This window comes from Urechidicola vernalis, assembly GCF_031846385.1.
Taxonomy (GTDB): Bacteria; Bacteroidota; Bacteroidia; order Flavobacteriales; family Flavobacteriaceae; genus Urechidicola; species Urechidicola vernalis.
Window position 1 is genome coordinate 186,480 of record NZ_JAVRHV010000002.1, and the last position, 14,448, is coordinate 200,927.

10 protein-coding genes are annotated in these 14,448 nt (G+C 33.2%); 7 read left to right on the forward strand and 3 right to left on the reverse strand.

The window, feature by feature from the left end; all coding sequences use genetic code 11:
* Nucleotides 1–4: 4 nt before the first annotated feature.
* The 3 genes from RM519_RS06085 to RM519_RS06095 are packed head-to-tail and all read right to left on the reverse strand — an operon-like array spanning nt 5 to nt 3,211.
* Nucleotides 5–1,264 carry a tetratricopeptide repeat protein gene (locus RM519_RS06085; protein ID WP_311592747.1) on the reverse strand — a complete coding sequence of 420 codons (1,260 nt, stop codon included), beginning with the start codon at nt 1,262–1,264 and terminating at the stop codon, nt 5–7.
* A 10-nt stretch (nt 1,265–1,274) separates the two neighbouring features.
* Nucleotides 1,275–2,843 (reverse strand): M56 family metallopeptidase, encoded by a 1,569-nt coding sequence (locus RM519_RS06090; RefSeq protein ID WP_311592749.1) that lies wholly within the window; start codon nt 2,841–2,843, stop codon nt 1,275–1,277.
* A 2-nt stretch (nt 2,844–2,845) separates the two neighbouring features.
* Nucleotides 2,846–3,211, reverse strand: coding sequence for a BlaI/MecI/CopY family transcriptional regulator (locus RM519_RS06095; RefSeq protein ID WP_311592750.1), 366 nt, complete (start codon nt 3,209–3,211; stop codon nt 2,846–2,848).
* Nucleotides 3,212–3,349: 138 nt separating this feature from the next.
* Between RM519_RS06095 and RM519_RS06105 the strand changes: the two genes are divergently transcribed.
* From RM519_RS06105 to RM519_RS06135, 7 genes are all read left to right on the forward strand, one after another.
* Nucleotides 3,350–3,850 carry a DUF456 domain-containing protein gene (locus RM519_RS06105; protein ID WP_489753984.1) on the forward strand — a complete coding sequence of 167 codons (501 nt, stop codon included), beginning with the start codon at nt 3,350–3,352 and terminating at the stop codon, nt 3,848–3,850.
* 287 nt (nt 3,851–4,137) lie between these two features.
* Nucleotides 4,138–5,838, forward strand: a complete 1,701-nt coding sequence (gene lysS, locus RM519_RS06110; protein ID WP_311592751.1) for a lysine--tRNA ligase — start codon at nt 4,138–4,140, stop codon at nt 5,836–5,838.
* Nucleotides 5,839–5,978: 140 nt separating this feature from the next.
* On the forward strand, nt 5,979–7,040 hold the full coding sequence (locus tag RM519_RS06115; protein WP_311592752.1) for a DUF6090 family protein: 1,062 nt from the start codon (nt 5,979–5,981) through the stop codon (nt 7,038–7,040).
* Nucleotides 7,041–7,135: 95 nt separating this feature from the next.
* Entirely contained in the window at nt 7,136–7,540 is a 405-nt protein-coding gene (locus RM519_RS06120; protein WP_311592754.1) for a DUF805 domain-containing protein, read from the forward strand.
* A 136-nt stretch (nt 7,541–7,676) separates the two neighbouring features.
* A complete protein-coding gene (locus tag RM519_RS06125; RefSeq protein WP_349254808.1) occupies nt 7,677–8,774 on the forward strand; it encodes an MFS transporter in 1,098 nt (365 codons plus the stop codon).
* A 55-nt stretch (nt 8,775–8,829) separates the two neighbouring features.
* A complete protein-coding gene (locus RM519_RS06130; protein ID WP_311592755.1) occupies nt 8,830–12,216 on the forward strand; it encodes an amidohydrolase family protein in 3,387 nt (1,128 codons plus the stop codon).
* 48 nt (nt 12,217–12,264) lie between these two features.
* Nucleotides 12,265–14,424, forward strand: a complete 2,160-nt coding sequence (locus tag RM519_RS06135) for a S9 family peptidase (protein ID WP_311592756.1) — start codon at nt 12,265–12,267, stop codon at nt 14,422–14,424.
* Nucleotides 14,425–14,448 lie beyond the last annotated feature (24 nt).

Genomic DNA, 14,448 nt, shown 5'->3' on the forward strand with positions numbered 1-14,448 from the left:
CCAACTATTCCGCTACTGTTTCTCCTTCCAAAAATAGTTCTTCTTTAATTTCTTGAATGCGCTTTTTAATGAACATGGTCATCTCTTCATCTTTAGAAGCAAACCTTTTCAAATAAGAATTATAGTGTTTGTAAACTCCTTTTTTGTCCTTATAAAAGGCATCAGAAGTAGTTGCCAATGCATACAAACTTTTATAATTTCTTGTATTGTTGTAATATGACTTTTCAAAACTAGTTAAAGCTTGTTTTAATTTACCCTGTTCTTTTTGCAATAATCCAAGTAAGTAATATTCTTTGTCAAAATCTGGTTTCAGTCCCATAACAGCGGTCATTGCATAAAAAGTTGCCTTTTTAATACTGTCTTGTGCATGATATAACTTTGCCATTCGATAAGAAATAATTGGATCTCCACGCTCAATTTTTAAGGCTTTATCAAAATATATTTTAGCGGAATCATATTTTTCTAATTTTAAGTAAGACATGCCAAACATGTCGTAAATATTCTTAGTTCTATAATTCAATTTTTCCAACTTTTTTAGTTGTGCAATTGCCAATGGATACTGTTTATCTGTATAAGAAAAGTTTGCCTTTAATTGTAAAAAATTAATGTCGTTCGGTAAAATTGCTAAGCCTTTATCGATAAACAATTGCGTAGAATCTTTTTTAGAAATGGCTTTATAAAACTTAGCCAATCGATACATGCTTTTGGTATGAGTCGAGTCTAATTCAAAGGCTCTTAAAAAGTAATCTACCATTTCAAACTTTTTCCCTTTATCATTTAAAGCACGCCCCAGTTGGTATTGAAAATTTGGATTTAGCGAATCTTTTTTAATTAAATAACGAAAGACTTTCTCTGCACTTTTAGGTCTCATTTTTGCCAAATACAAATTACCTAATGAGTTTAAGGCTAGAAGATTTAAGGAATCTTCTTTCACCAGATTTTCATAAATTCCTATGGCCTCGTTAGATCTTTGCACATTATTATATGCCTTCGCTAATTTCATTTGAACTGAAGTACTTTGTTCCAAAGTTACACCCTTTTCAAAATGTGTAATGGCCTTGGATATGTCTCCAATCTGATAATAAACATCACCAATCCGTTCATGTAATTTTAGGGTCTTAGGAGTTTCCAACTCTAATTTTTCCAATGCCACTTGGTACTTCCCTTGCAATAACAAACTATCTACAACGGTAAAAACCGAAGACTGTGCTTCGGTTTTTAACACTATCAAAGATATGATAGCAAACAACAATTTCTTTTTCATAGAATTTTTTTTATTTATTTTCGCTGTCGTCAGCAATGTTAAATGTAATTGGTAACATATACGTTACATTTACTTCTTTTCCATCAAACTTTCCAGGTTTAATTTCTGGCAATAATCCAATTACTCTTCTTGTTTCTTTTTCAAGATCAGGATGCGGAGCACGTACACCAACTATTTCAATTTCGCCTGTTTTCAAAATTTTAAACTGGGTGTAAATTTTCTTTTTACCAGGCGTTATATCCGAGTTCTTAGCCACGTTCATATCGAAATTGATTGCAACAAATTTTTGTAACTCCTTATTAAAACAGCTTTTCAATTCTTCTTGAGTGCCAGTACAAATTTCAAAAGTTGGAGATTCATCTACAACAGCAAATGGTACATCTTCTGCATTTTTATAATCTGCTTTATTAAGCTTTTTACTTTTAGGTAATTTATATACAACTACTTTCCTTCCAGTTTCTATTTGAATAACTGGTAAATCTTCGATCTTCATTTTAAAATTGTTCGCGAATTCCTCTAACTCAACTTGCTCTTCTGCCGATAAATTTTCTCTTTTAATTAAATTACCTTTTAATAATGGTTCGCTCCCGTCAAAAGAGGTGTACATATCTAAATAAGTTTCTTTTCTTCCTTTCTCCACATTTAGTTTTCCTTTCTTAGAAGAATAAAGCGTTACTAACTCCTTTTTAGCCTCAAAATTTTCAACTTGATTGTTTTGTATGTCTTTAGTCTTACAAGAAGAATACATTAGCATCCCCCCTAAAAGAGGAACTAAAACCAAATATTTTAGTTGTTTCAATTTGTGCGACTGTGTTTTTGTAATCATAGCAATTCGTTTTTTAATTAAAGATTTTTTATAAAATTGATTGGTAAAAGAGATACCCTCAACATTAAATGTTTGTGACAATAAATTATTGAAGTAGGTTTTCTTGTCGTTCTCTTTTACCACCTCAGCATCGGATATGAACTCGTGCAACACGGTTATTCTTTTTTGATAGATAAAAATCAATGGATTGAACCACATTGCAATTTTAAAAATTTCAAAAAAGAGTAAATCAAGTGTGTGGTATTGTTTTGCATGCACTAACTCGTGTTGAATTATTTGAAAGTCATCTTTCTTTAAGGTGTCTTTATGAATAAAGATATAGTTGAAAAATGAAAATGGAGATTTTTGATTGTCCATCAAAACCAACGAAAACTGTTGCTGCTTCACCTTTTTGTTTTGACGAATTAATCGTACTATTTTGGTTAAATTCCATAAAAATAATAGCACTGATACACCAACTCCAATATAAAACAGCCAATTTAAAAGGTTAAATGTTTCAGTGGGATTCGACATCTGTTCTACCATTACCATTTCAGGGTTAAGCACTACTTCTGGTAGCCAAATGATGCTTTCTTGAGATACCGAATTCTTTAAAGACTCGAACTTAATAAATGGAATAATAAATGACAAAACCGGAGTTGCTAAAAGGTATAACCGATTCCATTTAAAGAAGGTCTCTTTTTGCAAAAACAAATCATACACCACCAAAAACAAAATCTGAAATAAAACGACTTGTACTATATAATTTATCATACCTATTTATTTTCTTTATTAATTTCTTTCATAATTGACTCTAAATCTTTCAAGTCGACGTCATTCTTTTTCATAAAAAAGGACACCATACTTTTAAAAGAACCACCAAAATAGCCGTCCACTAATTTGTGCAAACTTTGATTTGTATATTCCGTTTTTTCAATAATTGGAAAATAAATATACCCTCTACCCATAGGTCTATGCCCAACAAATTCTTTGGTTTCTAATATCCTTATAATTGTGGAAACGGTATTATAAGCAGGCTTTGGATTGGGTAATTTTTCAATAATATCCTTTACCGAACTCTCTTCTAAGTCCCATAACACGTGCATAATTTGCTCTTCTGCTTTTGTTAATTGTTTACTCATTTTTCAACTAATTTTTTAGTTCAACAATACAAATGTAACTAATTATTTAGTTTAAACTAATTTTTTAGTTAAAAATATTCTCACCGATGAAACAAACTTCTGTTAGAATCGTTTTACTTTTACTAACAATTTATAAGCATGGATATCTTTTTACTCATCATCGGATTTTTATTTGTAATACTCGGCATCATTGGGTCATTCCTTCCGGTATTACCCGGTCCAATTACCGGTTGGGTCGGATTACTCCTACTCCACTTCACAAGTATCATACCAATGGATTGGACTTTTTTAGGTATCGCTTTAGCAGTATCCATATTTGTTTGGGGAATCGACTATGTGATTCCCGCTTGGGGTACCAAGAAATTTGGCGGCAGTAAATTCGGGGTTCGTGGCTCAATGATTGGCCTTATTGTTGGATTAATTTTTATGGGACCATTGGGTATAATTCTTGGTCCATTTGCTGGTGCACTTATCGGCGAACTAATCTACAATTCTAAAGACTTTAACAGAGCTCTCAAAGCGGCTTTCGGTTCCTTTGTTGGATTCCTTTTGTCAACAGGATTAAAACTTGGGGTAAGTATTGTGTTTGTGTATTTATACTGGATTGAGTTTTGGGAGTATAAAGAGTTGTTTTTCTAAAGATTATTTCCAGAACATTAGAAACCGCAAAAAATGAACTCCCGTAAAACAAAAAAAGCGTCCCGAAATACGGGAAGCTTTCCATTGGTTTTAATAAACCTATTGACGTCTTTCAACGCCAAACAACACAACTAATCTGTATCGTTAAATACAGACTGCAAACATAGCGCATTTATTTAACTATTCGTAATATTACTATGTATATTTTACAAAATCTACTATTTGTTATTAATCAATTGGTTGTATCTTTGCAAACTAATTAATTAAGACACTAAAAAGTTTCCATAATGCAATTATCAGAATTAGAAATTGTAAGAAGACAATCACTACAACAATTACGCGAACTAGGTATCAACCCGTATCCTGCGGCGCAGTATAAAACAACCGCAACAATTAAAGAAATTGTTGAAAATTTTGATACGTTTGAAGATAAACAGGTAGTATTGGCTGGCCGTATTATGAGCCGAAGAATTATGGGAAAGGCTTCTTTTGCAGAATTAAAAGATAGCAGTGGGCGTATGCAAATCTATATCAATCGTGATGAGATTGCAGCGGGAGAAGACAAAACATTGTACAACACCGTATTCAAAAAATTATTGGATATGGGAGATATCATCGGTATTAAAGGAACTGTATTTAAGACGCAAGTTGGTGAAACTTCGGTTAAAGTTACAGAATTGACTTTGTTATCAAAATCCTTAAAACCATTGCCTGTGGTAAAAACAGACGCCGATGGTAATGTACACGATGCTTTTAATGATGCTGAGTCTAGATATAGACAGCGTTATGTAGATTTAATTGTAAACGACCATGTAAAAGATACCTTTATTAAGCGTACAAAAATTACAAATTCTATTCGTCAGTTTTTTAATGAACGTAATTATTTAGAAGTAGAAACACCTATTTTACAACCGATTCCTGGTGGTGCAGCGGCAAGACCGTTTATGACACATCACAATGCGTTAGATATGCCATTATATTTACGAATTGCCAATGAGTTATACTTAAAAAGATTAATTGTTGGTGGTTTTGATGCAGTGTATGAATTCGCAAAAGATTTCCGTAACGAAGGAATGGATAGAACGCATAACCCAGAGTTTACTGTTATGGAATTGTATGTTGCTTATAAAGACTACAATTGGATGATGGAAATGACCGAGGAGTTGTTAGAGAAAGTAGCCATGGATTCTAACGGAACAGCTGAAGTGCCTGTTGGTGATAATATGATCAACTTTAAAGCACCATACGCACGAGTGCCAATTTTAGAGGCCATTAAAATTCATACTGGGCATGATGTTGCTGGAATGAATGAAGAGGAGTTACGCGATGTTTGTAAACAAGTTGGACTAGAAGTTAATGAAACCATGGGTATTGGTAAAATGATTGATGAATTATTTGGCGAAAAATGTGAGCATTTATACATTCAACCAACGTTTATCACAGATTACCCAAAAGAAATGAGTCCGTTAACTAAAGAGCATAGAGATAATCCTGCGTTAACAGAACGCTTTGAATTAATGGTAAACGGAAAAGAATTGGCCAACGCTTATTCAGAGTTAAATGACCCAATTGATCAAAGAGAGCGTTTTGAAGATCAAATGAAACTGTCTGAAAAAGGAGATGATGAAGCTATGTTCATTGACCAAGATTTTTTACGTGCCTTAGAATATGGAATGCCTCCGACATCTGGAATCGGAATTGGAATTGATCGGTTGGTTATGTTTATGACCAACAATGCTTCTATTCAAGAAGTATTGTTCTTCCCGCAAATGAAACCGGAAAAGAAAGCACCAACTGTGGAATTGAATGATGAAGAAAAAGTAGTGTTGGCAATCATACAAAAAGTTGAAAAAATTGACTTAAATGAATTGAAATCTCAAAGTGGATTAAGCAATAAAAAATGGGACAAAACCATTAAGGGACTTACTAAAAAGGATGTTGCCAAAGTAAACAAAACTGACGAAGGTTTATTCGTAGAATTGGTATAAACGTATAATGTCATCCTGAGTTTATCGAAGGATCTTATTAATATAGAAAAGGAATTACTTAATGGTAATTCCTTTTTTTTGTTCATCTAATACCAAATATAACTTTCATATATTTATAAAACCAAACCAACCTACTGAACATGATAAAATTTTTTAGAAAAATTAGACAACAATTACTTTCAGAAGGAAAAACTAGAAAGTATTTTAAATATGCTATTGGAGAAATAGTTTTAGTTGTTATAGGCATTTTAATCGCATTGCAAATTAATAATTGGAACGAGGCTAAAAAATCTAAAACCAATGTTATTCAGTTAATGGAAAATGTTCAAAAGGAATTAATTTTAAACATAAATAAGGCTAATGCCGTTATTGCTGAATCTGTAGAAAGAGATGACATCTTACATAAGATAAACAATAAAATCTATACGCGCGAAGATTATAAAAATGAAAGAGAACTTACTCGAATTATAAGCCACGAATATCCATTTTATATTGCTGATAATGCTTTCGCAAATCTAATGCAGGCTGAAGATAGAAACCTGCAAGAATTTTATTCAATAATAAATGAATTAAAGAGGTTATATATTGATTTAAAGCAAGTAAGTGAATCGACTGACGAAATTGAAAAGAAAATGGTTTGTGACTTTGCGAATTATTTACGGGACACCAAAGATTGGTATGCAACTTGGAATGTGTTTAATTACTTAAATGACAATTACACCGATGAAATGTATACCTACTTTCTTACGGATCCTTCATATTTTAATTTCGCCTCAGATTATTTTCAAGTGGCTATACATCAAAAATTTACTTTAGCACATAACTTTAGAGCACTTGCTCTAAAAGTATATAGAGAAATTGATGAAGTTTTGGATGATGAGAAAATATTACACACTAAAATTTCACCTACCCCAAGTTACAAACTAGCAGATTACGAACATTATGTTGGAAGTTATAAAAGTCCTTGGGGAAGAGCCGAAATTAAAATTAAAGACGGGAAATTATTTTATAGTTGGGACGGAAATCATGGTGGACATTTTGTTTCAGAAATTTACCCAATCAATAAACATTCATTTACGTATGAAGCATTTACTAATGCCTCATATATGTATACCCTTCAATTTAACGATAACGACAAAGTTGTAAGTATTCAATCGCATTATGGTGCAAAGCGAGATTTGATGCCTAAAATAAAACCATAAAGGAGTCTTTAAAAAACCTTGTCAAAGTAAATAAAATTGGCAAAGAGTTATTCATTGAATTAGTTTAAATTCGTCAGCAATAAAAAAACTTTAAAATGGAATTTACAAAAAGTGAAAACGAATACAATATGTTTGACTGGTGGAAAAAAGTGGTCATCGATAATTACTTCAATTTTGAAGGAAGAGCCAGAAGATCTGAGTATTGGTATTTTACCTTAGTCAATTTAATTATATTACTTGGAATATATGCTATAGGGGCGATAGGAATATTAGCCGAACTTGAAATAATATTAATCTTAACTGGTATTGTTATGTTCGCTTTTGCAATATTGTTGATTATTCCTAGTATCTCGGTTGCAATAAGACGGTTACATGATACCAACAAAAGTGGTTGGTGGTATTTAATTGGATTGATTCCGCTTGGAGGAATTGTACTACTTGTTTTTTACTGTACAGATGGAGATTATTCAACGAATGAGTACGGGGAGCCAACAAAATAAAACAATCCGTCATTACAATCATGATTCTTTTTAACAATACCAAAAGTCACTAAAAACCTTGAATTCTCTTCGCTTAATTCTTACAAACAAACGTTATTTTGCACCATGTTGGGTCTTTGCATCTATTAATTTATTAATGGGTACGTGGGTGTTATACATTCCAGATATTAAAGAGAAACTGCGTTTAAATGATGCCGAATTAGGAATTGCGTTATTCTGCTTAGCTGCTGGAATTATTCTTATTCTACCTTTTGTACCGTTTTTATCAAAAAAAATAGGAACGGGAAAACTAACATTAATAGGAATTAGTCTATTTGCATGTTCCTTTATTCTTCCTTTTTTAGCAACTAATTATTCGTCGTTATGCATGAGTTTATTTGTAATCGGAATCTTTTCTGGAACTACGGATATAACAATGAATGCCTTAGTATCAGAAATAGAGAAATCTGAAAGTTCAAATTTCATGTCCGCCGCTCATGGATTTTTTAGTTTAGGAGGTGTGCTTGGAGCAGGTATTGGTAGTCTTTTAATTGGGTTGTATATCCCAAGCCTTACTCACGTTATTTTGATGATAGCGCTTGTGTTAATTACTAATTTTATAGTTTCTAAAAACTATATAAAAATAAAAGAAACTTCAAAAAATGAGGATAAGAGCGCGTCAAGTTTTAGCAAATTAATACCGCTATTAGGTCTTGCATTTATTGCCTTTGGAATAATGGCGAGTGAAGGTGCCATTGAACATTGGAGTAATTTATATTTTTTAGAAATTGTTGGAGTTTCTAATAAAAGTGTTGCTGGGCTAGGATTTGTTCTATTTTCTACCACCATGACTATTGGTCGATTTTTTGGCGATAAAATAAGTACTGAAATCGGAGGTTTAAAAGTCATTATTTACGGAGGCATATTAGCATCAGTTGGTTTCGGGTTTGTTTTAACTTCTCAATATTTAATTACACTATTAGGGTTCGCAATTATTGGACTTGGTTTATCAGTAATAATTCCTGAAATATTTAGAGCCGCAGGAAAGGCAAAGAACATATCAGCTTCTGCAGCGATATCCTTTGTTTCTGGTGTTGGTTTTATTGGTTTTTTAATTGGACCCGTTGTACTAGGTTTTATCTCTAATAACAGTAATTTAAAAATGAGTTTTATTACGCTTTTAATTGTCGTTATTATTTCCATTTTAATCGCACTTGGAAAATTCAAATCTAATACGTCAAAAAACAATAATTAACTCTGTAGTTTTTGAAAATCCTTACCTTTAAGGAAATATTCAAACTAACTACACTATGAAAAACAACAACTTAACCTTACTTACCACATTCGTATTCTTATTATTTACTTCTCAAATTTTCTCACAAGAAAATGAAGTAAAAAAAGATTCTACCAAAAAAGCAACCAAAGAACTTCCTTTAGAACCTGAAAGGAAAATTTCATTTACAACCAATGAAGGGACATGGATTTCTGTAGATGTACACCCAGATGGAAAATCAATTGTTTTTGATATGATGGGAGATATATACTCCTTGCCAATTGCGGGTGGAAAAGCAACAAAAGTTACTTCTGGAATGCCCTATGATGTACACCCAAGATTTAGTCCTGACGGAAAATCAATTGTATTCATTTCAGATAAAAGTGGAAACGATAACATATGGACTTTAAACCTCGGCTCAAAAAAAGACAAACAGCTTACTAAGGACAAAAACAAGTACCACTTCTCTGCGGACTGGAGCCCAGACGGAGAATATATTGTTGGGGTAACTGGTCGAAGAAATATTAAACCATTTCTATATCATATAGATGGTGGTAGTGGCGCCCAATTAATTAAAGAACCAAAGAACCTAAAACTAATAGACCCAGCATTCAGTGCTGATGGAAGTCATATTTACTTTTCTTCTAGAACAAATGCTTGGAATTACAATGCTCAATTTCCGCAATATCAAATAAGAAGTTTTGACAGAGAAAATGGAGATACAGAGGTTATTACTTCTAGATATGGCTCTGCCTTTACTCCTACTTTTTCACCAAATGGAAACTATATGGTGTATGGTAGCAGATTTGAAGATAAAACAGGATTGGTTCTTAGAAATATTAAAAATGGTGACGAACGTTGGTTAGCCTATCCTGTGCAAAGAGACGACCAAGAGTCAGTTGCTGATTCAGGTGTTCTACCAGGCATGTCATTTACTCCAGATAGTCAAAGTCTAATTGCTTCTTATGGCGGTAAAATTTATTCTATATCAGTAGCGAATAATGTTGCAACTGAAATCCCATTTGAAGTTGATGTTGAACTAGATCTTGGTCCAATGGTGTCTTTTGATTATGAAATTGATGATGCTCCTGAAGCCTTCGTAACACAAATTAGAGACGTAACTCCTTCTCCAGATGGATCAAAAATTGCCTTTACAGCGTTGAACCGATTATACCTTTTAGACGTTTCAAATAATGATCTAAAAAGATTAACCAATAACGATTTTACAGAAGCATTTCCTGCCTGGTCTCCAAACGGACAATTTATTGCTTTCTCTACATGGCAGCATGGAGGTGGGCATATTTATAAAGTTGCTGTAAGTGGAGGAAATACTATAACTCAATTAACAAAAGAACCGGGAACCTACGCTTCACCGGCATGGTCTTATAAGAGTGACCGTATCGCTTTTATGAAAGGAAGTGCACAAACTTATAATGATGCAATTGACCCATTTAAACCAAGGGTATTTGAAGAACTAGCATGGATACCTTCAAATGGAGGGTCAATTTCAGTTATTGAAAAATCGAAAGGAAGAACACTACCACATTTTACAAAGGTAAATGACCGTATATATTTAAATCATGCTAAGAAAGGATTGATCTCTATTCGATGGGATGGTACAGATGAAAAGTCGCATCTCATATTAACTGGTATTACAACTTATGGTTCTTCTGACATTTTTAACGATAGCCATGGACATCATATTTTACCTTCTGAAGAAGATGCTTGGAGAGAAAACAACAAGGCTTCTAAACCCTCAGTAATAAAAATTTCTCCTGATGGATCAAGAGCTTTAGCTCATATTAATAATGATATTTATTCAGTTATAATTCCAAATATTGGCAAAACACCTACAATCTCTTTAGCCGATGCAAATAAATCGGCATTCCCTTCACAAAAATTAACTATTATGGGAGGTGAATTTCCTTCTTGGTCTGACAATAGCGAGTCTGTAAATTGGTCATTAGGTTCTAGTTATTTCAGTTACGAATTAGCAAAAGGAAAAGCATTTAAAGATAGTCTGACACTAGCCAAAAAGAATGAAAAAAAACTAGAAAAGAAGAAAGATACGGTTCAAAAGGATAAAACAGAAAAGAAAAAGAAAGATCCAAAATTTGAGGCTAGTGAATTAAAAGTCAAAGTTCCATATCAACGTGCAACTCCACAAGGAACAATTCTGTTAAAAGGTGGAAGAATAATCACTATGAATGGAGTAGAAGTTATTGAAAATGGAGATCTATTAATTGAAAACAATCGAATTAAAGCCGTTGGTGCATCAGGCAGTTTGACGGTACCAAGAAACACAAAAACAATGGATGTTTCTGGTAAAACTTTAACTCCTGGTTTTGTTGACACCCATGCGCATATGTGGCCTCATTGGAATCTTCATAAGAATCAGGTTTGGATGTATAGTGCAAATTTAGCCTATGGTGTTACTACAACAAGAGACCCTCAAACCGCAACAACCGATGTTTTGACATATGCCGACATGGTTGATGCAGGAATGATCCATGGCCCACGTGTGTATAGCACAGGTCCAGGAGTAGGTTTTTGGGCATACAACATTAAAAATCAAGAACACGCGAAAGAAGTTTTAAAACAATACAGCGAATACTATCATACCAAAACTATTAAAATGTACATGGCTGGAAACAGGCAACAACGCCAATGGATTATAAAGGCCTGTAAAGAATTAGAATTAATGCCTACAACCGAAGGTGGCTTGCAGTTTAAAATGAATATGGTTAATTTAATTGATGGATATCCAGGACACGAGCACTCGTTCCCTGTTGCTCCTATTTACAAAGATGTTATCCAAACCGTTGCCGAATCAAAAATGGCGGTTACTCCAACGCTTCTAGTTTCATATGGTGGCCCATGGGCTGAAAACTATTATTACTCACGAGAAAACCCATACCATGATGCCAAAATGCAATACTTTACTCCTTACCAAGAATTGGCTGGTAAATCTAGACGCCGACCAGGATGGTTTATGGATGAAGAACATGTATTTAAAAAACATGCCGCTTTTATGACTGATTTAATTGAAGCTAATGGAATTGGTGGTATTGGAAGTCATGGTCAATTGCAAGGACTTGGTTATCATTGGGAGCTATGGTCTGTTGCAAGTGCAAATATGAAAAATTTAGATGCTTTAAGAACGGCAACCATTATTGGAGCAGAAGCCATAGGTCTCGAAAAAGAACTCGGTTCATTAGAAGTTGGAAAAATGGCTGACATCGTAATATTGGATAAAAACCCTCTGGACAATTTAAGAAATACAAATACCATTACACATGTTGTTAAAAATGGAATTGTATATGATGCCAACAATTTAAATGAGGTTTTACCAATTGAAAAAAAGGCCGAAGAATTTCATTGGCAAACAAAAAAACCAGAAAACATTCCAGGAATAAAAGAATAACTAAAACTATTTAACAAGTCAAAACTAATCTATAAATAAACCAACACTATGAAAAAACATACTATCATGATTTTAGCAATTTTAGTTGCTAGTATATCGTGTAAAAAAAATGAAGCACAACCAAGTAAAACTTATCCAAAAGGACCCACTGCAAAGAAAATCCCAGAAACGCTATCAATTCACAACGATGACAGAATTGACAATTACTTTTGGATGCGTTTAAGCGATAAACAAAAAAATGCTGAAACTCCTGATGATCAAACACAAGATGTCTTAGATTATTTAAATGCAGAAAATGACTATTTAAAAGAAACCACGAGTCATACTGAGGGTTTACAAAAAAGCCTTTATGAAGAAATGATTGGTCGTATAAAAAAAGACGATCAATCTGTTCCTGTTACCGAAAACGGGTACTCCTATTATTCAAGATTTGAAAAAGGCGCAGATTATAGATTGTATTGCCGTAAAAAAACAGGAACTGACAAGGAAGAAATTATGCTTAACGGTCCAGAACTTGCAAAAGGCTATGCTTATTATGGATTTAGTGGTCGCTCTGTAAGTCCAAACAATAAATTATTAGCCTACGGAATAGATACTGTTTCTAGAAGACGATATACTATCTATTTTAAAGATTTAACCACAGGAGAATTATTAAAGGACAAACTGGAAAACACTACTGGTGGAGCTACTTGGGCAAATGATAACAAAACTGTGTTTTACACAACAAAAGATCCACAAACATTACGTTCAAATAAAATTTGGAGACACGTTTTAGGTTCAGATCAATCTGAAGATGTTTTAGTTTTTGAAGAAAAAGATGACACCTTTAGTACGGGTATTTATAAATCTAAATCTAAACAATACTTGTTTATCTGGAGTTCTCAAACCCTATCTACCGAAATGCAATTTTTAAATGCAAACACACCTAATAAATCTTTTAAAGTAATTCAGCCTAGAGAAGAAAATCTGGAATATGATGTAGAACATTTCGGAAATGAATTTTATATCAAAACAAATTTAAATGCTAAGAATTTTAAAATTGTAAAAGCCCCTATTTCCAAAACTACAAAGGATAATTGGACAGATGTTATCCCTCATTCTGAAGATACTTTTATAAATGGATTTGATGTTTTTAAAGATTTTCTTGTTATTTCTGAAAGGAATAATGGGCTGTTGAAAATTAAAATTAGAAAATGGTCTGGACAACCATATGACTTACCTTTTAACGACCCAACCTATTCGGCATATACAACTTCAAATTTAGATTTCGACACTGCTACACTTCGTTATTACTACACTTCTCTAACAACACCAGGCAGTACTTTTGAATTTGACATGAATACAAAAGAGCAAGTTTTATTAAAACAAAACGAAGTGCTTGACGCTAATTTTAAACCGGGAAATTACACATCGAAAAGATTGTTTGCTACCGCCAAAGATGGTACTAAAGTTCCTATTTCCTTAGTCTATAATATCAACACAACATTAGACGGTAATAATCCTTTATTACTTTATTCATACGGTTCTTATGGAAGCAGTTCGGATGCTAGCTTTAATAGTTCTAGGTTAAGTCTTTTAGATCGAGGCTTTATATACGCAATTGCACATATTAGAGGTGGACAAGAAATGGGAAGAGATTGGTACGAAGATGGAAAATTATTGAATAAAATAAATACGTTCTCAGATTTTATTGATTGTGGAGAATATCTAATTAAAGAAGGGTATACAAATTCTGACCATCTATATGCCTACGGTGGATCGGCTGGAGGATTACTAATGGGTGCAATTCTTAACATGCAACCAGAATTATGGAACGGAGTTATTGCTGCAGTTCCTTTTGTAGATGTGGTATCAACCATGCTAGATGAAACCATTCCGCTAACTACATTTGAGTTCGACGAATGGGGAAATCCAAAAAACAAAGCGTATTATGATTATATGAAATCCTATTCTCCGTATGACAATGTAGAAGCCAAAGATTACCCTAATATATTAGTTACTACTGGTTATTGGGACAGTCAGGTACAATATTGGGAACCTGCAAAATGGACGGCAAAACTAAGAGAACTAAAAACCGACGACAATCTCTTAATAATGGATTGTAATATGGAAACTGGACATGGCGGCGCTTCAGGAAGATTCGAACGCTACAAAAGAACAGCACTTACATACGCCTTTATGCTAGACCTTGAAAATATAAAGGAGTAATTTTTTAATATTCAAATAAAAACG

What these genes read in the sequence shown, in the direction of transcription:
- RM519_RS06125 (WP_349254808.1), top strand. Translation starts at nt 7,677, where the DNA reads ATGGGTACGTGGGTGTTATACATTCCAGATATTAAAGAGAAACTGCGT.
- RM519_RS06090 (WP_311592749.1), bottom strand. Translation starts at nt 2,843, where the DNA reads ATGATAAATTATATAGTACAAGTCGTTTTATTTCAGATTTTGTTTTTG.
- RM519_RS06120 (WP_311592754.1), top strand. Translation starts at nt 7,136, where the DNA reads ATGGAATTTACAAAAAGTGAAAACGAATACAATATGTTTGACTGGTGG.
- RM519_RS06115 (WP_311592752.1), top strand. Translation starts at nt 5,979, where the DNA reads ATGATAAAATTTTTTAGAAAAATTAGACAACAATTACTTTCAGAAGGA.
- RM519_RS06105 (WP_489753984.1), top strand. Translation starts at nt 3,350, where the DNA reads ATGGATATCTTTTTACTCATCATCGGATTTTTATTTGTAATACTCGGC.
- RM519_RS06085 (WP_311592747.1), bottom strand. Translation starts at nt 1,264, where the DNA reads ATGAAAAAGAAATTGTTGTTTGCTATCATATCTTTGATAGTGTTAAAA.
- lysS (WP_311592751.1), top strand. Translation starts at nt 4,138, where the DNA reads ATGCAATTATCAGAATTAGAAATTGTAAGAAGACAATCACTACAACAA.
- RM519_RS06130 (WP_311592755.1), top strand. Translation starts at nt 8,830, where the DNA reads ATGAAAAACAACAACTTAACCTTACTTACCACATTCGTATTCTTATTA.
- RM519_RS06095 (WP_311592750.1), bottom strand. Translation starts at nt 3,211, where the DNA reads ATGAGTAAACAATTAACAAAAGCAGAAGAGCAAATTATGCACGTGTTA.
- RM519_RS06135 (WP_311592756.1), top strand. Translation starts at nt 12,265, where the DNA reads ATGAAAAAACATACTATCATGATTTTAGCAATTTTAGTTGCTAGTATA.